Below are 21,644 nucleotides of genomic sequence, written 5' to 3' on the forward strand. Positions count from 1 at the left end.
AGGTTTGTTGTTTTTAACTTGTATATCGATATTTCATGACATTTCGTTCCTAATATTGCTGGCCACTTTTCCCAGCAGAACTGTCAATTGAGAGCGTTCTTGTGCTGAAAGATTGCCAAAAATACTGGCGATCCAGCGGCTATGGTGTTCAAACACTGTTTTAGCCATTTCTTTGCCCTGTTGGGTGAGCCGGATTGTTAAAGCGCGGCGGTCATCAGCATCTGCATGCCGCTCAATTAAGGCATCACGTTCCAATCTATCTAGCAGTCCAGTGACTGTTGCGCGGGTGATGCCAGCCCGTTCAGCTAATATTTTAGGTGCTAACCCTTCAGGAGCAGCATCAAGTAAAAATAGAAGCACAAATCTTCCTTCTGACAAGTCGTAAGGCGCTAGCTGAATTGCGCAATCACGATCAATCATTGACGCAAGTGAAAGCGTTTGAAAGCACAGCAGGATACCTTCGATGCCTGGTATTTTCCGCTGTTCGGCCTCGTTTAATAGGGCCTTGTATTTTTGTTCAAGCTGCATTTGGTTTTGTGCCATATAATATGTTGGCTAACTATAATGTCGGCTATTATAACTGTCAATATTCAGTGTCTAAAAAGATACTAATGAGCTGAAATAGAACAAAAATAAGACAAGCGCTGAAAATTAGAATGAGAGATAAAATTCTATTTCCTTTTTTTAATGGCTCTCCAAACCCGACATCCTCACTGTTCCTTTAGGTTCAAGGGGATGCCAAGCTTGAAAAAAAGTAAACCTGCCACCTTGTTTTTTATGGTTGCATAAGGTTGTTTTTGGTTGTGTAATTGATGCATAACCACTTGTTTGAGGATACCGTCATGGGTGCTACCGCTGTAAAGATTGACAGTGAAATGGTTGCGCAAGCCAAAACATACGGCGCTGCTCAAAGCCGAAGCGCTACCAAGCAAATTGAATACTGGGCGCGTATCGGTAAAATTGCGCAAGATAACCCCGATTTAACATTTGAAGATATTTCGGGCATTCTAATCGGTATGGCACAAGTAAAATCTGGAACAACTACACCTTATAAGTTTGGCTGATTTTGAATATGGATATTAGGCAAACTCCGCTGTTTGAGCACATTGTAAAAAACTGACTAAGCAAGACAAGGCCGATTTGGATAAAGCTGTTAAGCTCGTTGCAAATGATCCTGATATTGGGGAGAGGAAAGTAGGAGACCTGTTAGGTGTCAGCGTATATAAGTTCAAAATGAATAAACAGCCTGTTTTGCTGGCTTATTCAGTAGATAAAGAAGACAGCTCGATAATAACGCTGTATTTGCTCAAATTAGGCAGTCATGAAAATTTTTTATAGAGACTTAAAGCAACATAGAGATTAAAGCCGTACTAACCATAAAACAAAGCACCCGAACAAGGCGCTTTTTTCATTGAGAGTGGAACAGCTTAAAATCACATCAAATTGAAAAACTTAGAATAAAAAATATAATTCCACGTCCTTTTTTCAATGGCACTCCAACCCCTTAAAAAAATCCCTGAATGGTGGGAACTCTGCGCCCGTTACCGCTACGATATTTATGCGTTTGCGGTCGAAGCGCTGGGCATTACCCCGCGCGAAGTGATCAATACGGTGACAGGCTGGCAGGATCTCTACCGCTTTGAATATGAAAACAGCAAAAGCCACGTCTACAACAAGTCCCACATTCTCTGCTTAGTCGAGCTTGAAACGAAGAGCGGCTGGAAAGCCGGCGATACCATGGAAGTGCTGGTCTCTAAGTGGCTGGAATGGCCTGAGGAGACCAAACGCCAATTTGCTGCCTATGAGCTGAAGCATGTACGCATTGAGCGCGCCGTATCACTGGGCGAAGGCGAGTGTTTCGGCTTTGTGCTGGACGGTGATGCGACATTCAAGGTATTTGAGATTCAGCTTTATAAAAATGTTTCCCATGCTACGGTAATATACTGTAGTTACAGAGATTAGTTTATTCTTAGGAAATTATATTCAATTACTGCTTCTTAATGACTCAAGATGAAAACAAATTTAACCATACGCTCTTACAGTAAGCAGTTTAGAAGTCATGTACATCCTTGCCATAATCAATTGGTGCTGCCACTTCAAGGAAGCATAAATATTAAAATGGAAGGTTACTGCGGCAAGGTAACTGTAGGAGAGTGCGTTGTCATCTTATGCGGTATTGAGCATGCATTTAATGCTGAAGAGGCCGCGCGCTTCATTGTTGTTGATATGGACGAATTGCCAGAAAATATAATTAACTCTAAAAGGATAGTCTTTTCTCTTACACCTCCTATGATGAGTTTTCTGCAATTTATTGAAAAGCAAATTGAATTTCAAGTAAATATGGAAATTGAAAGCTGCATTCTGAACATTTTTTCTAAGCTGCTTTCTCAGCAAACTGATAGCCGGGAGCTGGACAGCCGTATCCGGGATGTGAAAATTTATATTTCACAGAATCTTGAAAGGCCTTTGCCAATTCAGGAATTGGCAGATATGGCTTGTTTAAGCGCAACCCAATTTAAAAAGGTTTTTACAAGTGATTTAGGGGTAAGCGTATACCAGTATATTATTCAAGAAAGAATGGAAAAAGCTAAAGCACTTATTGTTCATACCGACCTGCCGCTTCAGCATATTGCCGAAAAGGTTGGATATAAAGATCAGTCAGCTTTTAGCCGCAGGTTTGCAAATTATTATGGTATGCCTCCCAGAGACTTTTCACGGAAATAAAGAGTCTATTTAACCATCTATTCCGTCTTTTCTGCAAAATGAGGTATTGGATTTCTCTATATCCTGATCATCTTAATGTGATTGAGGGTAAGGAGGTTCTAATGCAGTTAGCCAGAGGAGAGTCGGCTCATTATCAAAGAGGCTGTTTCGCAATTCTTTTCGCATCAATATTATGGGGCACGACAGGAACCGCAGCAAGCTTTGCACCTGCTGTCAGCCCTCTTGCAATAGGCGCTTTTGCAATGGGTGTGGGAGGCTTGCTCCAAGCTTTTTTAGCCCGAAAAGCTATCCTCAATAATATTAGCAATTCATTATTATTTAAGAAATATTTCATTATTGGGGCAATTGCATTGGCCATTTACCCCTTGGCCTTCTATTCATCAATGAAATACTCAGGTGTGGCAATTGGAACGGTTATATCTATTGCCAGCGCTCCTTTCTTTTGTATGTCGATTGAGTGTCTGTTCAGCAAGAGATTAAAAATCACCCGGTACTGGGTCTTTAGTTTTATATTGGGGGTAATTGGTGTTTTTTTACTTTCATCTTCAGAGCCATCAGCTGCAGTAAAGTCGAATTACGACCTCAAGCTTTTTGGAATTCTGCTGGGATTAATTGCCGGTTTGTCTTATGCAGTCTACTCATGGATTGCCAAGGTTTTGATTGATAATGGGGTTCAATCACAAGCAGTACTGGGCAGCATTTTTACTTTAGGCGCAACAATTTTACTGCCGTCTTTAATATTTACAGGCGACAATCTATTTTCATCTGTAGAAACCGCTGCAGTGGTAATTTATATGGCAATCGTACCCATGTGCGTCGGGTACATAGCGTTTGGCTATGGGCTAAGATTTGTGAGTGCAACAGGTGCTAATTTACTCACCTTATTTGAACCTGTGATTGCTGCTGTTTTGGCTGTAACGATTGTAGGGGAATTTATTCCTATGTCAGGATGGCTTGGCATTGCCTTAATTATGCTTTGCATAGGCATGCAGACAATAAAGAATGAAACTGCATAGAGAATTATTTGTCTTGTAACTCATAAAAAACTGCTGATTTCTTCGATGTCAGAATTCCCTCAAGTACAAAAAACTGAGGCATTTTTTATGCGTAATCTGGATATTTTCAAGCAGTACTGGGCGCCGTAGATGATGTGCAGGCTTCATCGCTGGCGGTCCTGCAGTTCGGCCGCATGTTTGATTCAGCGGTAGACAGTGTAATTGAAACTAATCCGCAGGGGCTGATGCGCCATTTGGCGGCGCCGTATTATCACAAAACGCCAAATATCATCCCGGAATGGCAGCTGGCCCAGCTTCAGGACGTCACATGCGTTACAGTGCCCGGCTGGGACGGAATCAATCTGACGTCTCATGACGGCCAGACTGCCAGTTTAATGCTGGATCTGCAGCGCCATGATGACCATGGCGGCCTGCTGCAGGAATTTGACGGACTGGCGCCTTTGCTGGAATCCATCGGCGCTGTGTATGCGGATTTTGACTCCATTATTGTGGAATATCAGTATCTGGATAAATTGATGGGCATGCTGCACAAGGTCATGCAGAGCACATCCAAAGGCGGCGTGAAGGTCCTGAATGTTGAGCAGAGCGAAAAGCCGTTCAAGCATAAAAAAGTGCTGAATGTTGCAGTGACCTACAGTTTTGAAGATGGCCAAAGCATCACAATCCTGTTTCACCATCCTGACCGAGAAGCCAAGAAAATTACGCCGCAGGACACGCTTTTATCCTGGAAGATCCTGATGAATAACCGCGATGTGACCGGGGCAATTCAGCCGAACCAAGGTGAAGGCATTGCAATGCCGGTGCTGGCCGGCCGGATCATGAAGCTGGTGAATCAGAACAGCGCGCGCTTTAAGCGCACTCAGGCAAAAAAAGCGGAAAATGCAAAAGCGCTGGCGGATGCCTTGCAGCGCATTGCTGAAAAGCAGGACCGGAAAGCGGCGCTTGATGCTGAAATTCAGGGGCTGTTGAATCAGCTGGATGAGGTTCAGAAAAATAAGGCCGCACAGCGGCGGCACAGGCGGTCAGCCGGCAGCGGCGCCTAAGGCGCCAAAAGACAAGTCATTCCCGCCTATTGAAGATTTGGGCGATGGATACTATCAGGCGTTCAAGAATGACAAGAAGATTGATTCTTGGACTGCGTATCTGCATACCGGCGGTGAATGGGCAGTTTCGGCCAATAATGCTCAAACCCGCGCATGGAACCGCGGATATGGCGCGCCGCGGTTCTTTAAAACAGTTGAGGCCATGATTGCCAAATATCCTGCCTTTGGAGGGCTTGCGGAAATGCTGGATACATCGGGTGCCGGTGAAGGCGGTACAGGAAATTCGGATGATGCCGATTACTTGAATAAGGTGATTAAGGGTGAAGTGGACTTCACTCAGGCCAATGCCATTGAAGCGCAGCTGGAAGAAATCGGGAACCGCCTGCCGGCGGATTTGAGTGATCTGTTTGAGCAGGCTGTATCGTCGTATTCCGTTTAACAAGTCGGCCAGGCGTCAAAAATTCACTGATAGGATCTGCAGATTATGAATGCAATGGAAAAACTGAAGCTGACCAAAGAGCTGCGCGCTTTGATTGACGCTATTCGGGATCAGAAAGGAATGGAAAAGCTCAGCAGCGCCAGGCGCCTGCGCGAACTGATTGAGCTTTTAGGCGGGCCGGCTGCTGAGGCCGAAAAAAACCTGCATGATCCGCTGCTGATTGATGCGGTCAATGTGCTGATTGCTCAAGTCAATGAAATGGTTGGAACAGCGGAATAACCCGGCCTGCAGCATCTTTCAAAATAGCCCGGTAAAGGGCTATTTTTTTGAGTATGTGATGAGTGATTTTGCAAAAATTGACAGCATTCAGGATGAATCTGAAGTTTTAAAAACAATCGATAAATTAATTTCAAAAGTTGAAAATAATGAGATTGTTGAATGGGACAGTGAGCAGGCGGGTAAAATATATCAGGAATATTTATCTAGCCTCGATAAGTATGAAGGAAAACTTATCACGGCATCAAAGGCTTATTTTAATGATCACCTGAATGGCAAACTGGTGCACACCAAAATTGGATTGGTCCGTATTAATTCAAAATCAAGAGGCAAGGTTCATGACCGGATGCGGGATGTTAAGTATCTGGCGATCCCATATATTCCTGAAGTTTTAATGACGGGTGATGTCAGTGATCTAGTGTCGTTAAATAAGGAACGGGAAGATAGTGCAGTAGGTTATTACCACTTCACAAAAGCCAAGAAAGTGAACGATTACACTTTGAATATTACTCTAAAAGTAGCTTTAGATAATGACGGGAATTTATTGTATTACTTAGGCGCATCAAAAGAAAAAGCCAACTTACGGACTGTCTCACATGCTCAAGGCACCACAGGCTCTAAAGTTGGCTTTGATTCTATTCAATCACGACTTGATGATGAAATCAATATTGATGTTCAGGTTTTAGACAAAGAAGGAAATGTTTTGTCTGCGGAAGAGGCCCGAAAGCGCTTATTTGCTGACTTTAAAATCAGCACCATCGTTAAAGGCCGCAGCAATAATGTCAAAACAGCCAAAGGAACCAAGGTTTCCACTGTTTTTGCATTGCTTGAGTCTGATGAGGTCATCGCTTCGCATACAGCCGCCGGCGCTGAAAATCCCAAATACCCTCAGGAGCTGCAGCCGCGCGACCGCAGCCGTGAATCCTCACAGGCTTGGGTTCAAAAAACGTCAAATGGATTAGATCCTGAAAGCCTTGGGCGTTCAGGTCGGGCCGATACTGGAGCACCAATTGTTGGGGATGACTTGGCCGTTGAATCGGGCAATGGCCGTACTATGGCCATTCAGCTGGCATATGCGCGCGGACAGGCTGACGAATACCGGCAATGGCTGATTGAAGAAGCTGAATATTTTGGCTTTTCCGCTGCGCAGGCAGAAAGCTTCAAGCAGCCTATACTTGTCCGCATCCGCACTTCAGCAGTAGACCGGGTTCAGTTCGCGGTAGAAGCCAATCAGGACGATAAACTGTCATTCAGCGCAACTGAGCGCGCCAAATCGGACGCCAAGCGGCTGGACGAAAACCTGCTGGCCCTGTTTACTCCAGGCGATGACGGCGACCTGCTGACGGCCGGAAATCAGAAGTTCATTCATGGCTTCCTGAAATCCATAGGCGATACGGAAGCTGCCCAGTACATCACAACTGAAGGCAAGCCGACTCAGGCGCTGGTCGCCCGGATTAAGGCGGCCATTTTCAGCAAAGCCTATAACGATGACCGCCTGCTGGAAATGATGGCGGATCAAACAAAACCGGATCTGCAGAATATGCTGAATGCCTTGGGCGCCGCAGCGCCCAAGTTTATCGAGGCGCAGGCTGCCGGCCGCGGTGACATTCAGGATGTTTCCAGTTCGATTGTAGACGGGATCGAGCAGGCGCTGGATAAGCGTGTCACCAATGCGATTATTGATGCGGCCAATACAATCATGGCAGCAAAGCACAATGATCAGGACATTGCAGAGTTTGTTCAGCAGCAGGGCTTGTTCGGCGACTTGGCAGAGGATGTGCCGGAACTGGCCGTGTTCCTTTCAAAGAACAGCCGCAGCGCAAAAAAAATGAGCATGCTGTTCAAGGCAATGGCTGAGTTTGCCGAAAAGCAGGCGATTGATCAGCTGAATATGGGACTGTTTGGAGAGCCGGAGCCGGTCAGCATTAAAGACGCAATCAATTATGCTGCCGCGGTCATTAATGAAAATTACGGGGACAATGCCGCGATCAGCATGTTTGACTCGGCAAATGAGGAATTCACGCTGTTTGATCAGCATGCCCATCAGGCAGCAACTTCTCCCTACAATCGAACTTTACCGCCAGATCAGGCGAGCTTGATTGCCGGCAAATACCGTAAAGGCGCCGTGCAGATTGGCGGACTGAATATCGCAATTGAAAATCCTGCAGACTCTGTCCGCGCCGGCACAGATCCCGGCGGCAAAAAGTGGGAAGTCAAAATGCAGCACCATTATGGCTACATTGAAAATACAACGGGTGCGGATGGCGATGAAATCGATGTGTTTGTTAAAAACCACTTGGATTCAGTGCCGGAACAGGCCTATATCATCCTGCAGCTGAATGCGGCCGGCACTTTTGATGAGCATAAAATCATCATCGGCGCTGAATCTGAGGATGAGGCTAAACAGATCTATCATTCAAATTTTGAAGCGGGCTGGCAAGGCTTCGGGAGCATTCAGCGGATTGCCATGGCGGATCTGCCGCAGAAGCTTCAGCACACCTGGTCTGAGTTTGATTCATGGGCCGCAGACGGCAGCTATGAGCATATTCCCTTAAAGCAAATTGTCACAGACAAGGCGCTTAAGGTGGACGAGAGCAAGATCAATAAAGAAGATCCTGTGCTGGTGATTGAGAAAGGGCATAAATATTATCTTGTTGTGGGGCAGGAGCGGCTGAAGCTGGCTGCCCAGCGGAATGAAAGCTTGGTGCCGGCGGTCATTTTTGATGATAAGGATGTGAAGAGCAAAATCATTCAGAATGCCTTGAGAAAGGCCGGCAGCACAGTGGATACGGTTGCCCTTGCGGCCTTGATTGTGAATGAAATGGAAAAAAGCTTAATTTCCAGTTTTGATTCAGCATCCAATCCATTGTTTGAAATCCTTTACCGGTCTAGTTGATTGGAACTGCAGAGGCCGGCTTCAGCCCGGCCTTGAGAAAATAGCCCTGTTAAAACAGGGCTATTTTTATGGGAAATTCTCTTGCGCAAGTGCCGGCAGCCAATGCTCCAGCAGCATCGCAGCCGGAGCGCATGAACGCGGACCCTTTCTGGGGGAGTGTATCAAAGCATAAGTTTGCGGAATTCAATATCTGCACGGTTTCCCGCGACGAAAACGGCAATCAGACGGTTGAAGTGGACTCAAGCCAGCCGACGGTCCGCGCCTTCCTGACGGACGGCGACAAGACTATGGAAAGCCAGTGGCAGACGCCCTTTGAAAACTCCAACCCTGAACTGAAAATGCCGATGCTGATGGCCAGCCTGCAGAATGGCCAGGCGGTTGTTTCAATGGGGGCGGCGGCTGGAGCAGCAATGGGCGGGCTTCCCGATGAAGCGGTCAGCGCACTCGTATCCGCTGCGCAGCCTATTGCGGAATGGGCCAAATCAGTTGAGGGAAAAACCAACTTGAACAAAGTGAATACAACGCAAGTATTCCTGTCCACGGCTTCCGTACACCTGAACCTCAGCCTGTTTTTCATCGCATTACGGGATGCCAAATTAGAAGTCGAAAACAAAATCATGCGGCTGGAGTCTTGGGCCGTGCCGGCGCAGTTATCTCAAGGCACGCTTCTGACAGACGTTTTGTCTGAAGGCGCTGAGGGGCTGTTTTCCGGGATTATTCCGCCGTATGTCTCGCTGACGACGCACGGCAAAACATATTGGCCCTTTATTATTGCAAGTGTCTCTGCGCCGATTGTCACCCCGATTGATGAGCACGGGAACCGCCTGAGCCTTGCCGTGAACATCAGCATGATGAGCCGGGCGGCCTGGGATGCCCAAGATGTCCGTAATCTTTATGGAGAAAACTGAACAATGCTTACCTTTGATCCAGTGCCGGTCGGCAATAACACATATCAAATGCAGGAAATCATTTTCAATGACTCCCTGAAAGTTGCTGCAATTGATAAAAGCCGGAATGAAAAGCGGATCAGCGCCTTTTTGTCGCATGTGCTGGCCAATGCGGAACTGCCCCTGAAAATGACGGTGCAAGAGCGCTACTTTTTAATGCTGAAGTATGTGGAAAAGCAGTCGAATACGCTTTTTTCCAGTGATACGGACTTCTCAGCCTGCTTTTTGAATGCGGGCAGCCCCTGGCTGCCTGAACGCACAATCAATGGCATTACCGTCCGCCAGCTGACCGGCAGGGAAGCTGAATATCTGGAAGAGCACTGCACGAATGCCGCGGAATGGATTGCATGCATGCTGGCCTTTCAAATCAGCTATGACGGGCATGAAAAGCTGTCGGAACTGCCGGACCGCAGCGCCAATGACAGTGAATTTATCAAACAGTTCTCTGAGCGCCTGGAGTTTTTAAAAAAGCAGGCCCAAAGTGATTTTGACTTGATCTATCAGGACTTCATTACGCTCAACAATCAATTATTCACCATGCTTCACCTGAATGTCAGCAATCAGGGCTTAGTCATTTCAAGAGGTGCAGATGACGCGCCGCTTCGATTTTGCACCACTACCGCCTTTTTCGGAATCGTCAAAGAACTGGACCAGTCATTTGCTTAGCACTGCGCAGGATCTGGCCAGCCACTGCCGGATGTCAATGCATGAGGCGCTGCGGCTGCCTGTGAGTTTTGAGGCTTACTTTTATTCATCGGATGCCTGGGAAAAGAGGAAGGCGGAAATTGAGGCGGAAGCCCAGAAACATAATGCATTCATAAAAATGGGCAATGAAATTATTAAGGCTATGAGTAATTCTGGAAGGAGAAGAAAATGAACACCACAAAAATTTTAGGCGAAGCGGTCGGCATTCAGCGTCAGGACATTATTGACCGCACCGAAGAGCAAATCGCGGAAGGCCTAACGGGCGCCGTGATCTTAGGCCGCTTCAAGCGCGGCCGGGTGGATGCGCCGATGGCCATTCATCAGGGCAATATCCGCGGGCAGCTGGGTCATGATCCTAAGAACCCGGATTATATTGCCGTGCAGGACTGCTTGGATACTGGCGTGCCAAGCGTGCAGGTGCTGCGTTTAGGTCAGAACGAAGAAGATAGCGGCGAAGACCGCTTCGTAATCAGTTGCACGCCTCCAGACGGCCAGCAGCAGATCATTTTAAATAAAGTGCGCAATACACTGCCGTTCCTGACTTTTAGAAACATTACATTTGATATTTATATCAATGGTACGCTGGCTGCTTCCGACGTTTTAATGCTGGATGAAGATGCTATGGATAGCGTGGGGCTGCAGGTTGAAGACTTGACCGGAAACGGCCGGCAAATATCAATCAAGAATAAAACGGATGAGCGGCGAGCATTCGAGCTTTTCCCTGTTGAGGAGCCTAACTTTGCGAGAGACACTGATATCGAATTGGGTCATGTTGTTGTTGAAAAATACAGTTTCCATTTCTGTTTGGCGGCAGCAGCCAATGATCTGCCCACAACTATCGAATGGAAAATCGAGGGAGATGGAACTTTATACAGTGACAGGGTGGTAGATGTTACTGAAAGCTCTAAACGCAACCTGAATATTACAGAATTGCTGACTTACAATGGACTTGAAATTATTTCTGCACAAGCATTTCTGCAGAATAAAATTACATCACTGACTATCGCAGATACGGTTTGGCTTATTGGTCAAAACAGTTTTACCGGAAACAAAATTACAGATCTGGTACTGGGTTCGGGTTTAAAAAGGCTCGGAAATTATGCCTTTAAAGACAATGCCATAAGTGCGGTCACAGTGCATGCTATTATACCGCCGGAATTTGAGTCTGACAGTTGGCTGCCTTTCGATGGCAATCCTATTGCTTCAATTCGAGTGCCTGCTGAATCAGTGAACGCATATAAAGCTGCGGAAGGCTGGTCGAATTTCAGCTCTATGATTACGGCAATTTGACTCTGTGTTCCAGCTGGAGTTGTTAACGCTTATCACTTTTGCAATGCCGTAAAACTGCAGCATAATTTTCGCATGTACAGATACCCGCTGCGGCGGGTTTTTTTATTGGAACAGGCTTTATTTGCCTGATTGCTTCGGCGACACAATAGCCATATCAAAAATATAGGTGTATTGGGGATGCAGGAAAGTACAATTCCGTGGGTGATCAAAGTGATTCCGGCCGTCGTCGGCGCGATTCTGGCTTTGGTGCTGAGCGGGGACATTGATAAAACCGGGAAAATTCAGGTTTCCATGGGCGTCATCGGCAAGTTTCTGGCCAGCGTAACGGTCAGTCTGTATGGCGGTTCGGCATTTATTGAGCATTTTGAAATGCTCAAAACGTCCACGATGTATCAGGGCTTCATCATGCTTATGTTTGCGGTGTTCGGCCTTTTAGCCATCGGCATTCTGTATCAGTCGATTGCGCTGCTGAAAGGCAAGCCGCTGCCTGAGGTAATTTCTGAAATTAAAGCGGCATTCCTCGCAATCTGGGGAAATGGCAAAGGGGGAGAATGATTTATGAGTAAAAAACTGACTGATGCGCAAATAGGCGCTCAGGCTAAAGCGCTGGGCGTAGAGGCAGCTGCGTTAAAAGCGGTGCACGAAGTTGAGTGCCGGGGATCAGGATTTAATCCAGACAGCACTCTGGTAATTCTTTTTGAGCGCCATGTGATGCGCCAGCGCCTGATCGCCGGCAAGCTTTTCAGCATTGCCGAAAAAATGGAAATTGAACAGCCGAATCTCTGCAGCAAAACGTCCGGCGGCTACGGCCTGTATTCCGTTCAGCACCAGCGCTTGTCTGCAGCCGCTGAATATCACCGCGAATCGGCGCTGGAGTCTGTAAGCTGGGGCCTTGGGCAGGTGATGGGCTATCACTGGAAATCGCTTGGCTATGAGTCTCTGCAAGCTTTCGTCAATGCAATGTACAAAGACGAAGCTTCACAGCTTGATGCAATGTGCCGCTACATTAAAGTGAATGGCCTGATCAATGCCTTGAAAAATAAGGACTGGAAGGCATTTGCATTGGGCTATAACGGCAAGGGATATGCAAAAAACAGCTATGACACAAAGCTGGCCAATGCTTATAAGAAGTGGGCAGCCAAGTGAGGCTGGCTGCTTTATTGCTGTGCATTCTGTTTTCAGGCTACACAGCATATTCTATGTTAATATCCAGTCCGTAATGCTCAAAAGTATTACGGATTAGACATTCTTATTGGTGAGAGCACAAACATTGTAATATTAAATGGGGCTAAAATCCAATATATAATCTTAAGGCTCCCAAAATTTATCACCTTGGGAATTATAAAATTTACTTATGAATTCTTCAAAATTATTGGCAGCAAGGTACCAATCTTTTCGTTGATCTAAAGGTAAAACTACAAGAATAAAACCGTAATCATCACTATTAGGATCACATCTCACTAACAATAAGTCGGAATCCCCATAGAACTCCCCAATGATTAAATCACCTTCAAGCGTATCTTCTGCTCTATCCTGTTGGTAAGTTTTTGAGGCATAAGCTAACTCATTTAGAGAATATAATTTTAGCCCCCATTGTCCATATATTTTATCTTTGAATAAATCAGCACCATTTGATATCGAATAAAAATCCTCTAATATTTTGGGTAAAAGAATTTTGGGGATTAGTGGAGGATTTTTATTTCTTATGTTTTTATCTAGAAAACAATAAAACTATTAGTTATGACTCATTATCATCAGGCGAAAGACAAGTTATTTACATTTTCACAAAAGTAATAAATGCAAATGAAAACAATGCATTAATCTTGATGGATGAACCTGAAATATCTTTGCATCTATCTTGGCAAGAAATGTTACTTTCAGAAATTAGAAAAGTTAATAAAAATAGTCAAATTATTATTGTAACTCACAGTCCAGCAATTGTAATGAATGGTTGGATGGATAGTTTTACTGATATCAAAGATATTATTAATGAGGCGAAAAATAATGTCTGATTTTCAAAGCTTTCTGACGAATGGTAAATTTATTGGGGCTTATAACGCTAGTAAAGAAGGTAGTAAAGATTCAGCTCAAAAAGGATTGGTTTATATTGAGGATGATTCAGATCAAGTCTTCTGGGAAAAGTTCATAAACTTTCATTTTCCAAATCAATATAATGTTCAAGCATCTATCAAAGATCGCCCTAGTGAACGAGGTAAAAGAGCACTGGAAAGACTCTATGAAGGTGCAAATAAAAAAGTTCTAATCGCTGTTGATAGTGATTATGACATTATCTGCCCTAGAATAAATCCTGAATACTCACAATTCTTAATTAACAATAGATTTATTATACACACTTATGGATTTAGTAGAGAAAGTGCATTATTAGATAAAAAAAACCTAAATTTATTTTTTAATTCAATAAAACACACAATTCAGCATAATGTTGATATTGAATCTTTTTTAAACAAATTCTCACCTATTGCATTTAAAGGTTTAGTATTTTTTTCCAATGAGTTAAATTCAGGAAATACTCAAGGATTTATTGAAAGTGATTTCCATAATTGCTTTAATATTCTTGGGAAAAAAATTGTAAAAGATGATTTAACCTTAGATGAAAATCTATTAGAAATTATAGAAAATAATCTGTGTTCTTATTTTAATCAATTACAATACAATGATGAAAAGATTACTCAGGCAGAGTGTTACTTACAGACTCTAAATATTAACCCTGACAATGCCTATAGATATATTTCAGGGCATACAGTTTATGATCTTATTTTCAAAATTCATGAACAATTAATAGATATTCTCTACAGAAAAGAAGTGGATAAAATCAAGGAAAACTTCTCAGGTAAAGCTATTGGAGAACGAATCAGTCAATTAAACTCATTATTTACAAAGCAATTTCCATTAGAAGCTTTTTGTCATAGCTATCCAATCAATCAGGATGATGAAATTCATAAAGAAATTAAAAATAAAGTAGCATCAATATCTTAAGAAAGCGCCTGATGGCGCTTTTTTTAAACTCTAAAATTTTTATATTTTCTTAGCTAAGAACCTAAGCAACAATATCTACGTCCTTATTCTCTTTTTCCTCAATAACATGCACTTTAAAAGCATATTTATTAAAGTCATTAATAAATATGCTTGCATCTACACATCTCTCAACATACTTTAGGCATAAAAATGCAGCAACTAAACAAATAGTATGTAATGCAACAATAATAAAAATACTTAAGAGCATTCCTTTGTCGTAAAAGCTTAGTATCCAATCCATATACTTCTGGGCTTTATAAAAAGGGATTAATCCTACAAAAGCAAAAGCGATATACCCAAAAAGTGATAGCAGAATCGTGTACCACTTAGCCCTAGCTTTAAACTCAATCAGAATCCCATCTTCATCCCTTTCACGTTTCAATCTATTTCTTACTTTTACATATTCACTTACCCACAGATCTGCATTTTCATACTTGGAAAAGAATTTAGCCTCACTATATGTGAGAGCTTCATTGTTAAAAAGTGATTTGGCTAACCTATCTTTATACAAAGTTGAACGCTTTTCTAGCTCAGAAGATTCAAACTCATCTGCTAATTTCAAAGCCTCAGCTTTGCTATCTTTTGAATGTTTTAGATGCGCTAATCTATTGTTCAAATGGGCCAAAAATATCGGTACAACGAGAACTGCCAACAACCCACCAATTTTTATTAAAGTTTCCATTATCATGTTTTTTATAAAATAAAAGTCTGATTTAGGACGATTTTAAGAATTTGTCAACCAACTTTTAGGACTCAAACTAGGATTTGTCAACTAAACCATTATTCATACGACGTTCTAACTAGATTCATTGAGCAAACAAGCTGAGAGTTGATAGACTTCAGCTAATACGCTGACTTAAAAATAATTTATGAAATTTTTACTCATTTTAGTTTTGGGGTTCACTTCCATCCAAGTTTATGCAAAAAAATGCGCTGACTTTAGTACGCAGCAGCAAGCACAAAAATGGTATGAGCAAAGAAAGAAATCTGGACAGACGGGCTGGAAAAGTTTAGACCGCGACGGTGAGAGTTATGGTCAAATCTGGTGTACGAGCATCAGGCGGTTTTCCTGTCTGATTGCTCCATTACTTGTTCGCCGTCTTGGAATTTAACGTTATTGACCACGAGGGTTAGCAGTTGAAATCCTTTCAGGCGGTTCCAGCGCTTCTGCGCTGATTGCAGCAATTTATAAACCATTGCTAGGGTTGTGTTTCTTGAACCGCAATTGCGGGTTTTGCTGGTTCTTAAACGTACTGTAGCGAAGGCAGATTCAATTGGGTTGGTGGTGCGTATACTCACCCAATGTTCTGCTGGAAAATCGTAGAAAGCCAACATGCTCTCACGGTCTTTAGCTAAGCATTCCATTGCGCGTGGGTACTTAGCAGTAAACCTTTCCAGCGCTATATCAAAGGCTTTATGAGCCTTCTCACGCGTCTCTGCCATCCAGATATCATGCAGTGCTTCTTTTACTTTGGGCTGTACTGCTTTGGGCAGTTTGTTGAGCACATTGGCCGTTTTATGCACCCAACAGCGTTGTTGTTTGGTCTGCGGATAGACCTTACTCAGGGCTTTCCAGAAGCCCAAGGCGCCGTCAGCTATTGCCAGCTTTGGGCAGGTCGTAAGCCCACGCGCAACCAGGCCATTCAGCAGCTCAAGCCAGCTGGCTTCAGACTCGCGATAGCCTTCCTCAACGGCAATCAGCTCCTTGCGACCATGCTCTGTCACGCCCATCACCACCAGCAAGCACAAACGGTCATCGAGGCGGACGTTGCTGTAAATACCGTCAACCCAAAGGTACGCGTAGCGCTTGTCACTCAAATCGCGCTGTCGCCACTCTCGGTGCTCATCAATCCAGCGTTCCTTGAGCCTGGAAATGGTGTTAGCTGACAGACCTTTGGCATTCTCACCCAGCAAGGCTGCAAGGGCTTCTTGGTAGTCTCCAGTGGAAATACCTTTGAGATACAGCCACGGTAATAACTCTTCAACGCTGCGGGCACGCTTGAGGTATGGCGGTAGCAGTGCGCTGGTAAAACGAATACCAGAGCCGCTACGATCACGCACTTTTGGCACCTTGATATCAACATCGCCAATGCCCGTTTGGATGCTGCGCTCAGGCAAATAGCCGTTACGCACCACAGCTTTGCGGCCATCGGGTAAACGCAGTTCTTCATGAGCTTGCAGCAGTTGCTGCAGCTCTACTTCAACTGCTTGCGCAATGAGCTGACGAGCACCATTACGCAATAAAGCAGTTAGCACATCAGTGCCAGTTTCATCTGGTTGTGAAAGAACATTCAGGGTAATATTTGTCATGGCGTATCGCTCTACTGTTAATTATTTCTTGGAGGAAACAATCAACAGGATACGCCACCCTCTTTTCCCCTCATACACCACAAATGACTATAGCTCCGACGGTGATGGTCAGGCATGTGATTTCTTGCCGGGTCGAAATAGATAGCCCTCACTTGAGGGCTTCTCCAATTTCAATCCAGGCATTCACTTTACTGGCGCATTCCGCATGGATCTCAAGGTTTTCAATGTAGCGGGGGGTAAATCTCCCCCCCATTTTGGCGTGGAACGTAAAAATCATTAAAGAAAGCCCAACCTCTTCGGACTAGACTTTCTCTTAACTCTTAAGCTAATGATTTATATTAAAATAAAAATAGATTGCGCATAATCGGTATTATGTTAATTTTAGGAAAATTTCAAAATCTTTAGGAACTTAATAAATGAGCAGTTTCCTTGAAGTTATAGGAAAAATACAAAATGAATGGGCAGAGCCAAAGAAAGCTATTCATAGAGGTGTTGAATATTCTTCTATTTTGCAGTGTTCATTAAACCCAAAGTTACCATCTTGCAGAACTACTTTTTTTTGACTATCTGAAAACATGTTGTTTAAAACAGAAATAAGTTTTTCTATGTTTTCTTGGTGATTTGGGGATTTTAATAATTTTTGTATTTGCTCTCTAATTTCATAATTTAGAAAATTTACAGTATTTCCATCACTGGTATTAATATTATTAATTGAATTAGCACTCATTGATACAGTTGAAATATACTCAACAGGAAGTTCTATTGTATTTTGACTTATAGCTTGTGTATTAACATCGCTATTTACTTCATTGATTATTCTTTTGATAAGTTCGTTTCTTAGGTCTTTATTGTTTTTATTAATTTTTTGATTTGTTTTTTTAATATTATTAATTATTTGATCTAAAAAATCATCTTTCGTTAAACGATTTAACACTTCATCTTGCATTGTAGCAGGGTTAAATAAGTGATTTTTTGCTTCATTTGGTTGATTTTCATCAAAAACAATTTGAATTCCGTGACAAAGCTTTAAGGCGCGTGAATTTATGTCTTTAGTTACAGATGCTTTTATTAATTCTAAAATTGTAGATTTCCCTAGACCATTTTTTCCGACTAAAACATTTACATCCTTTATACTCCAACAAATATTGTGGTTATTAAATAAATCTCTAATATAAATGTTACTAATTTTATTGACGATCATACTATTACCTTTGATAAATATTTTTAAAAATTAACCTAATCAGTTTTTTTAAGAGCTGACATAATGATCTTCAATAATCAGCCAGTTTAGGCTACCAACTCCATCATCTACTATATCTAGATGATTATTACCTTGATAGACAAAAACATTTTTGTTGAAAAAAGCTAATCTTTTAAGCAGGGAAGATTCATAAAGCCTTTTTAACGAAAGCTCAATATCGACTTTTAATGAATCAAGATCTTGGGTGTAATCAAGATCAAAGGCTTTTAATAGTTTTCCATAAACTAAGCGTTTCATCCCATTTTTAAGATTAATAATTTTTATATCCAGATCTTCAGGATCAACTCTACTTTCTGCCGCCTTTAAACCATTATCCATAAGTTCAATCATAGCGGTATTAAGAGAAATTTCTTTATTGTCCGCATAAGCAACAATGTCATCGTATTGATCTTGCGGAATACGTATTTGTGTTCGTTTCCATTCATCTTGATTTTGTGTACGTGTTTTATCTGACATTCGAAAACTCAATAATTTAATTGTTGACACTAGATTAGTATCATATTAAAGTGAAGTCAATGTTACTAAATTAGTGACAAAGAAGCCTCGAAAACTTTGGACGGCTATCGAGGCTTTTATCTAATCCCTGAACGGAGAAAAGACATGATGAGTCTAACATTCAATGCAATACAATTTCATCCAATACAGCAAAATAATGACCAGATTTGGATCATATCATCGGAGTTAGCTTGTGCATTGGGTTACAAACAAGCAGATGCAGTAACCAAAGTATTTAATCGTAAGTCTGATGAATTCACTTCCGATATGACACAGATGATTGAGAATCCTCACACGCCCAATTTGGGCGTACGGGTTTTTTCTTTGCGCGGTTGTCATTTGATCGCTATGTTTGCAAAAACACCAGTTGCTAAAGAATTCCGCAAATGGGTACTTGATGTACTTGATAAAGAAATACAGCAGCAGCAAATCGACACTCGAGTAAAAATTAACGCAGAACAGCAAGCTGAACTTAAAGATATCGTCGACCGTCGTGCCCAAGGAGAACGAAAAATCTATGCGGAAATGTGGTCGCGTCACAATAAACACTTCCGTATCTCACGTTATAGTGATCTGTTAGCTATTCATTTTCAGGATGCTGTAGATTATTTGGAAACGATGCAGGTCAAGGCAAAAGGGAGCATCCATATAGATGAAAACCAATCTATAGAAACGCTCTGCGGCCATGCTCGACTATTTCAGGCTTGGTGGAATACCCATAGCCCGGCATTTGCCAAGCTGAATCCTCAGCTTGTCTATATGCTGCATGACAATATGTTTTCTATGAGCTATGCTATATCGGATGTTTGTAAAAAGTATGGCATCAAAGTGCCGAGTTATGACTACGACCACATGTTCGAACTTAAAACATTGCCACATGAAAGATATAGATTGCTCAAGTGACAAATAGACCGCCTTCGGGCGGTTTTTTTATTGATATACGATAATTTATATAATAAAAATAAATATATGTTTATTAATGGAAAAATAAAATAAGTACAAGTTTTTATCAAAAGTATACAAATTTTGAAATAATTTACTTAAAAAAGATTTGTATACTATTTTGTATACTGTTGATTTACTCGTTAGGCGTTTCAGGTACAATGTGATACAACTCTAAAAATAAATAACTCATTGTAAATACAAGGGAATACTGCTTAATGCTCAACCTTCCAATCCAGCATAAACTAGGCGGTTTTTACTTTTTCTACTATGCGATTGTCGGCACCTTCATGCCGTTCTGGAACCTGTATTTAGAAGATCAGGGCTTTAATTATCAGGAAATCGGCATTCTTGCATCCATTGCAATTATTACCCGTTTTTTTGCGCCCTTTATTTGGGGCTGGATTGCAGATAAATCCGGCAAACGCATGCTGCTGGTGCGCATCGCAACATGGATGGAATCCTGTATTTGGCTTCTGATTTTCATTATTCCCAATGACTTTCAGTCCATTGCTTTGCTGATGCTGATTTTCAGCTTCTTTCAAAACGCAATTTTGGCGCAATTTGAAGGCGTTACGTTATTCTGGCTGGGAGATCAGCGCGCTGAACTGTATGGAAAAGTGCGCAAATGGGGCTCTATCGGCTTTATTGCAGGAGTTTTCTGCATCGGCGCATTATTGGAGATCATTCCCATCTCCATGCTGCCGATGCTGCTGCTGTGCATTGCATTCCTAGCGTTTATTTGGTCATTCAGCATTAAAGAACCCAGCAGCGCGCCGCTTTCACAAAAACAGCTCGAACCGCTGCTGCCCATTTTAAAGCGTCCCGTGGTTGCATGCTTTTTCAGCATTGAATTTATCCTGCTGTTTTCACATGCGCCGTTTTACAGCTTCTACAGCAATTATCTGCATCAGGCGGGCTATTCAACCAGCCGGATTGGCCTGCTGTGGTCGGTTGGGGTAATTGCGGAAATCATTATGTTTGCTTATGCAAACCTGTTCCTGCAGCGGTTTTCCTGGCGCATTCTGGTCTGCGCCTGCCTGCTGCTGACCGGGCTGCGCTGGGTCATCGCTGGGGCATATCCTCAAGTGTTTGCCCTGCAGTTTGCAGCGCAGACCATTCATGCATTCAGTTTTGGGCTGTTTCATATGATTGCAATGCGCATTATTTTTCAGAACTTTTCTGCGGGACAGCAGGGCCGCGGTCAGGCGCTTTACAGCACCATGTGGGGGCTGGGCGTTGCCAGCGGCAGCATGCTTGCCGGGCATTATTGGGATCAGCTCTCCGGCGGCAGTATTTTCATCTTGGCTGGCATTTCAACTCTGGCCGGACTGTTTTTTATTGCAGGCTTGCCAAAAGATATGCAGGCAGAGTACGGCGCTGGCGCTTAATGCCTGCGCCGCTTCATTGGTGGATATACGGATAATATCAGCTTGCCGAAATGCCGATTTCATTTAGCGCAGGGGATGGCGCTGCTGTGTTTAAAAGCGGTCAGGCGGTGAATATTTTTTGAAATAGCCTAAGCCGTATTTACTGACCATATTTCATCAGATCAATTCCTTTCATGCTCTGAAAAGATAAGTTCCTGACAGATTTAAAGAAATCATCAAAAATATTCCGTGCAAAAAACGTGGCCGTCCAGTCTGGGCGCATGCGCATTTGAGCGCTGTGCACAAAGCGGAATGATTGTTATAAAATGTTGAGAAATTAAGGTTTTATTAAAAAATATGTTAATTTAGAGCACAGGGTTATATGACTGAATAAACGTATGAAAAAAACATATTTAACAGTTTTGCTGATGCTGTGCGCATCGGGCGCAATGGCGTCGTCAGACAATAACAATTCTACGCAAGATCAGGCATCAGATGTTCAAGAGCAGGCCAGCAGCACAAACAGCTTCCGGATCACCACGCGGCCTGAAATTGCCGGCCTGTGGGGCATGGAAATCCCGAATAACCGCAAATGCATCGAATACTATAATTTTAAGAACAATAATGATGTTGTGATTAAAAGCGGTTCGGAATGGTCATCCGGCATTTATGATTATCAGCCTGCGCGGGACTTGGATGAGCAAATTCCAGCGCTGATTCTGCAAGTTAAATATGATAACAACGAGCCTGACTGCTCTGGAAATCAGGAAGATCAGACTGGTGAAATTTCACAGTATTTTGTGAAATGGAAGAATCCGTACACCATTGATTTCTGCAGCAATGCAAAAGCCGAGCAGTGTTTTGCCACCTTGCGCCGTGTCCTTCCTTAAAAAA

The 21,644-nt window shown here is 43.0% G+C and carries 24 protein-coding genes and 2 pseudogenes; 20 read left to right on the plus strand and 6 right to left on the minus strand.

The genetic code is table 11. The annotated features are described in order from the left end of the window. Positions 1 to 33 precede the first annotated feature (33 nt). The gene (locus BEN74_RS01570) at positions 34 to 543 is read right to left on the minus strand and encodes a MarR family winged helix-turn-helix transcriptional regulator (protein WP_068910425.1); all 510 of its coding nucleotides are present in this window, start codon (positions 541 to 543) and stop codon (positions 34 to 36) included. 299 nt (positions 544 to 842) lie between these two features. Here BEN74_RS01570 and BEN74_RS01575 point away from each other — a divergent pair, with 299 nt between their 5' ends. The 14 genes and pseudogenes from BEN74_RS01575 (at position 843) to BEN74_RS01645 (ending at position 12,482) form a co-directional block, all read left to right on the plus strand. Beyond that, positions 843 to 1,064, plus strand: a complete 222-nt coding sequence (locus tag BEN74_RS01575) for a TA system antitoxin ParD family protein (RefSeq protein ID WP_068910472.1) — start codon at positions 843 to 845, stop codon at positions 1,062 to 1,064. Between the two features lie 76 nt (positions 1,065 to 1,140). Further along, positions 1,141 to 1,338 carry a type II toxin-antitoxin system RelE/ParE family toxin gene (locus tag BEN74_RS01580; RefSeq protein WP_265936571.1) on the plus strand — a complete coding sequence of 66 codons (198 nt, stop codon included), beginning with the start codon at positions 1,141 to 1,143 and terminating at the stop codon, positions 1,336 to 1,338. Between the two features lie 150 nt (positions 1,339 to 1,488). Then, positions 1,489 to 1,890 (plus strand): annotated as a pseudogene (locus tag BEN74_RS01585) (terminase); the annotation flags it as partial. 120 nt (positions 1,891 to 2,010) lie between these two features. Continuing rightward, a complete protein-coding gene (locus BEN74_RS01590) occupies positions 2,011 to 2,724 on the plus strand; it encodes an AraC family transcriptional regulator (RefSeq protein WP_068910422.1) in 714 nt (237 codons plus the stop codon). Positions 2,725 to 2,825: 101 nt separating this feature from the next. After that, positions 2,826 to 3,740 carry a DMT family transporter gene (locus BEN74_RS01595; protein ID WP_068910471.1) on the plus strand — a complete coding sequence of 305 codons (915 nt, stop codon included), beginning with the start codon at positions 2,826 to 2,828 and terminating at the stop codon, positions 3,738 to 3,740. A gap of 110 nt (positions 3,741 to 3,850) precedes the next feature. Beyond that, positions 3,851 to 5,222, plus strand: a pseudogene (locus BEN74_RS19885) (hypothetical protein); the annotation flags it as partial. 45 nt (positions 5,223 to 5,267) lie between these two features. After that, a complete protein-coding gene (locus tag BEN74_RS01610; protein WP_068910419.1) occupies positions 5,268 to 5,501 on the plus strand; it encodes a hypothetical protein in 234 nt (77 codons plus the stop codon). Between the two features lie 58 nt (positions 5,502 to 5,559). Then, on the plus strand, positions 5,560 to 8,394 hold the full coding sequence (locus BEN74_RS01615; RefSeq protein ID WP_068910470.1) for a hypothetical protein: 2,835 nt from the start codon (positions 5,560 to 5,562) through the stop codon (positions 8,392 to 8,394). 68 nt (positions 8,395 to 8,462) lie between these two features. Beyond that, positions 8,463 to 9,302, plus strand: coding sequence for a hypothetical protein (locus BEN74_RS01620; RefSeq protein WP_068910418.1), 840 nt, complete (start codon positions 8,463 to 8,465; stop codon positions 9,300 to 9,302). A 3-nt stretch (positions 9,303 to 9,305) separates the two neighbouring features. Then, the gene (locus BEN74_RS01625; protein ID WP_068910417.1) at positions 9,306 to 10,007 is read left to right on the plus strand and encodes a hypothetical protein; all 702 of its coding nucleotides are present in this window, start codon (positions 9,306 to 9,308) and stop codon (positions 10,005 to 10,007) included. Between the two features lie 37 nt (positions 10,008 to 10,044). Next, complete coding sequence (locus BEN74_RS19580) at positions 10,045 to 10,218, plus strand: hypothetical protein (protein ID WP_228200375.1); 174 nt, start codon at positions 10,045 to 10,047, stop codon at positions 10,216 to 10,218. Beyond that, positions 10,215 to 11,336: a leucine-rich repeat protein gene (locus BEN74_RS01635; RefSeq protein ID WP_086374370.1), complete on the plus strand. Its 1,122-nt coding sequence runs from the start codon at positions 10,215 to 10,217 to the stop codon at positions 11,334 to 11,336. The genes BEN74_RS19580 and BEN74_RS01635 overlap by 4 nt, the downstream gene beginning before the upstream one ends. Before the next feature lie 177 nt (positions 11,337 to 11,513). Continuing rightward, positions 11,514 to 11,891, plus strand: coding sequence for a hypothetical protein (locus tag BEN74_RS01640; RefSeq protein WP_119285015.1), 378 nt, complete (start codon positions 11,514 to 11,516; stop codon positions 11,889 to 11,891). Between the two features lie 3 nt (positions 11,892 to 11,894). Next, the gene (locus BEN74_RS01645; RefSeq protein ID WP_119285016.1) at positions 11,895 to 12,482 is read left to right on the plus strand and encodes an N-acetylmuramidase family protein; all 588 of its coding nucleotides are present in this window, start codon (positions 11,895 to 11,897) and stop codon (positions 12,480 to 12,482) included. Positions 12,483 to 12,644: 162 nt separating this feature from the next. Here BEN74_RS01645 and BEN74_RS01650 read toward each other — a convergent pair whose 3' ends face one another. After that, positions 12,645 to 13,043 carry an SMI1/KNR4 family protein gene (locus BEN74_RS01650; RefSeq protein ID WP_086374420.1) on the minus strand — a complete coding sequence of 133 codons (399 nt, stop codon included), beginning with the start codon at positions 13,041 to 13,043 and terminating at the stop codon, positions 12,645 to 12,647. Here BEN74_RS01650 and BEN74_RS01655 point away from each other — a divergent pair. Continuing rightward, positions 12,968 to 13,348, plus strand: a complete 381-nt coding sequence (locus BEN74_RS01655) for an AAA family ATPase (protein ID WP_068913031.1) — start codon at positions 12,968 to 12,970, stop codon at positions 13,346 to 13,348. The genes BEN74_RS01650 and BEN74_RS01655 overlap by 76 nt on opposite strands. Further along, on the plus strand, positions 13,341 to 14,333 hold the full coding sequence (locus BEN74_RS01660) for a DUF4435 domain-containing protein (RefSeq protein WP_068913033.1): 993 nt from the start codon (positions 13,341 to 13,343) through the stop codon (positions 14,331 to 14,333). Before BEN74_RS01655 ends, BEN74_RS01660 begins: the two co-directional genes overlap by 8 nt. Positions 14,334 to 14,394: 61 nt before the next feature. Here the strand turns inward: BEN74_RS01660 and BEN74_RS01665 are convergent, their stop codons facing one another. Then, a complete protein-coding gene (locus BEN74_RS01665) occupies positions 14,395 to 15,054 on the minus strand; it encodes a hypothetical protein (RefSeq protein WP_068913035.1) in 660 nt (219 codons plus the stop codon). Positions 15,055 to 15,241: 187 nt separating this feature from the next. On the opposite strand from BEN74_RS01665, the gene BEN74_RS19650 reads away from it, so the two are divergent. Then, positions 15,242 to 15,484, plus strand: a complete 243-nt coding sequence (locus BEN74_RS19650) for a hypothetical protein (RefSeq protein WP_119285018.1) — start codon at positions 15,242 to 15,244, stop codon at positions 15,482 to 15,484. Here BEN74_RS19650 and BEN74_RS01675 read toward each other — a convergent pair. From BEN74_RS01675 to BEN74_RS01685, 3 genes are all read right to left on the minus strand, one after another. Next, the gene (locus BEN74_RS01675) at positions 15,429 to 16,682 is read right to left on the minus strand and encodes an IS256 family transposase (protein ID WP_000182043.1); all 1,254 of its coding nucleotides are present in this window, start codon (positions 16,680 to 16,682) and stop codon (positions 15,429 to 15,431) included. The genes BEN74_RS19650 and BEN74_RS01675 overlap by 56 nt on opposite strands. A gap of 481 nt (positions 16,683 to 17,163) precedes the next feature. After that, on the minus strand, positions 17,164 to 17,883 hold the full coding sequence (locus BEN74_RS01680; RefSeq protein ID WP_068911132.1) for an ATP-binding protein: 720 nt from the start codon (positions 17,881 to 17,883) through the stop codon (positions 17,164 to 17,166). A gap of 48 nt (positions 17,884 to 17,931) precedes the next feature. After that, entirely contained in the window at positions 17,932 to 18,399 is a 468-nt protein-coding gene (locus BEN74_RS01685) for a hypothetical protein (RefSeq protein WP_213072366.1), read from the minus strand. Positions 18,400 to 18,543: 144 nt separating this feature from the next. Between BEN74_RS01685 and BEN74_RS01690 the strand changes: the two genes are divergently transcribed. The 3 genes from BEN74_RS01690 to BEN74_RS01700 all read left to right on the plus strand — a co-directional run bounded on the left by BEN74_RS01690 (position 18,544) and on the right by BEN74_RS01700 (position 21,640). Further along, complete coding sequence (locus BEN74_RS01690; RefSeq protein WP_086374395.1) at positions 18,544 to 19,341, plus strand: Bro-N domain-containing protein; 798 nt, start codon at positions 18,544 to 18,546, stop codon at positions 19,339 to 19,341. A 257-nt stretch (positions 19,342 to 19,598) separates the two neighbouring features. Continuing rightward, positions 19,599 to 20,771: an MFS transporter gene (locus BEN74_RS01695; RefSeq protein WP_068911134.1), complete on the plus strand. Its 1,173-nt coding sequence runs from the start codon at positions 19,599 to 19,601 to the stop codon at positions 20,769 to 20,771. Between the two features lie 377 nt (positions 20,772 to 21,148). After that, entirely contained in the window at positions 21,149 to 21,640 is a 492-nt protein-coding gene (locus BEN74_RS01700) for a hypothetical protein (RefSeq protein WP_068911135.1), read from the plus strand. Positions 21,641 to 21,644 lie beyond the last annotated feature (4 nt).

Source organism: Acinetobacter sp. WCHAc010034 (assembly GCF_001696615.3).
In the GTDB taxonomy this organism is placed as follows: Bacteria; Pseudomonadota; Gammaproteobacteria; order Pseudomonadales; family Moraxellaceae; genus Acinetobacter.

Coding starts and splice junctions, on each gene's coding strand:
- BEN74_RS01640 (WP_119285015.1), top strand. CDS start 11,514: ATGCAGGAAAGTACAATTCCGTGGGTGATCAAAGTGATTCCGGCCGTC.
- BEN74_RS19580 (WP_228200375.1), top strand. CDS start 10,045: ATGCATGAGGCGCTGCGGCTGCCTGTGAGTTTTGAGGCTTACTTTTAT.
- BEN74_RS01695 (WP_068911134.1), top strand. CDS start 19,599: ATGCTCAACCTTCCAATCCAGCATAAACTAGGCGGTTTTTACTTTTTC.
- BEN74_RS01645 (WP_119285016.1), top strand. CDS start 11,895: ATGAGTAAAAAACTGACTGATGCGCAAATAGGCGCTCAGGCTAAAGCG.
- BEN74_RS01610 (WP_068910419.1), top strand. CDS start 5,268: ATGAATGCAATGGAAAAACTGAAGCTGACCAAAGAGCTGCGCGCTTTG.
- BEN74_RS01700 (WP_068911135.1), top strand. CDS start 21,149: ATGAAAAAAACATATTTAACAGTTTTGCTGATGCTGTGCGCATCGGGC.
- BEN74_RS01625 (WP_068910417.1), top strand. CDS start 9,306: ATGCTTACCTTTGATCCAGTGCCGGTCGGCAATAACACATATCAAATG.
- BEN74_RS01680 (WP_068911132.1), bottom strand. CDS start 17,883: ATGATCGTCAATAAAATTAGTAACATTTATATTAGAGATTTATTTAAT.
- BEN74_RS01685 (WP_213072366.1), bottom strand. CDS start 18,399: ATGTCAGATAAAACACGTACACAAAATCAAGATGAATGGAAACGAACA.
- BEN74_RS01575 (WP_068910472.1), top strand. CDS start 843: ATGGGTGCTACCGCTGTAAAGATTGACAGTGAAATGGTTGCGCAAGCC.
- BEN74_RS01675 (WP_000182043.1), bottom strand. CDS start 16,682: ATGACAAATATTACCCTGAATGTTCTTTCACAACCAGATGAAACTGGC.
- BEN74_RS01590 (WP_068910422.1), top strand. CDS start 2,011: ATGAAAACAAATTTAACCATACGCTCTTACAGTAAGCAGTTTAGAAGT.
- BEN74_RS01570 (WP_068910425.1), bottom strand. CDS start 543: ATGGCACAAAACCAAATGCAGCTTGAACAAAAATACAAGGCCCTATTA.
- BEN74_RS01665 (WP_068913035.1), bottom strand. CDS start 15,054: ATGGAAACTTTAATAAAAATTGGTGGGTTGTTGGCAGTTCTCGTTGTA.
- BEN74_RS01615 (WP_068910470.1), top strand. CDS start 5,560: ATGAGTGATTTTGCAAAAATTGACAGCATTCAGGATGAATCTGAAGTT.
- BEN74_RS01595 (WP_068910471.1), top strand. CDS start 2,826: ATGCAGTTAGCCAGAGGAGAGTCGGCTCATTATCAAAGAGGCTGTTTC.
- BEN74_RS01620 (WP_068910418.1), top strand. CDS start 8,463: ATGGGAAATTCTCTTGCGCAAGTGCCGGCAGCCAATGCTCCAGCAGCA.
- BEN74_RS19650 (WP_119285018.1), top strand. CDS start 15,242: ATGAAATTTTTACTCATTTTAGTTTTGGGGTTCACTTCCATCCAAGTT.
- BEN74_RS01690 (WP_086374395.1), top strand. CDS start 18,544: ATGATGAGTCTAACATTCAATGCAATACAATTTCATCCAATACAGCAA.
- BEN74_RS01635 (WP_086374370.1), top strand. CDS start 10,215: ATGAACACCACAAAAATTTTAGGCGAAGCGGTCGGCATTCAGCGTCAG.
- BEN74_RS01660 (WP_068913033.1), top strand. CDS start 13,341: ATGTCTGATTTTCAAAGCTTTCTGACGAATGGTAAATTTATTGGGGCT.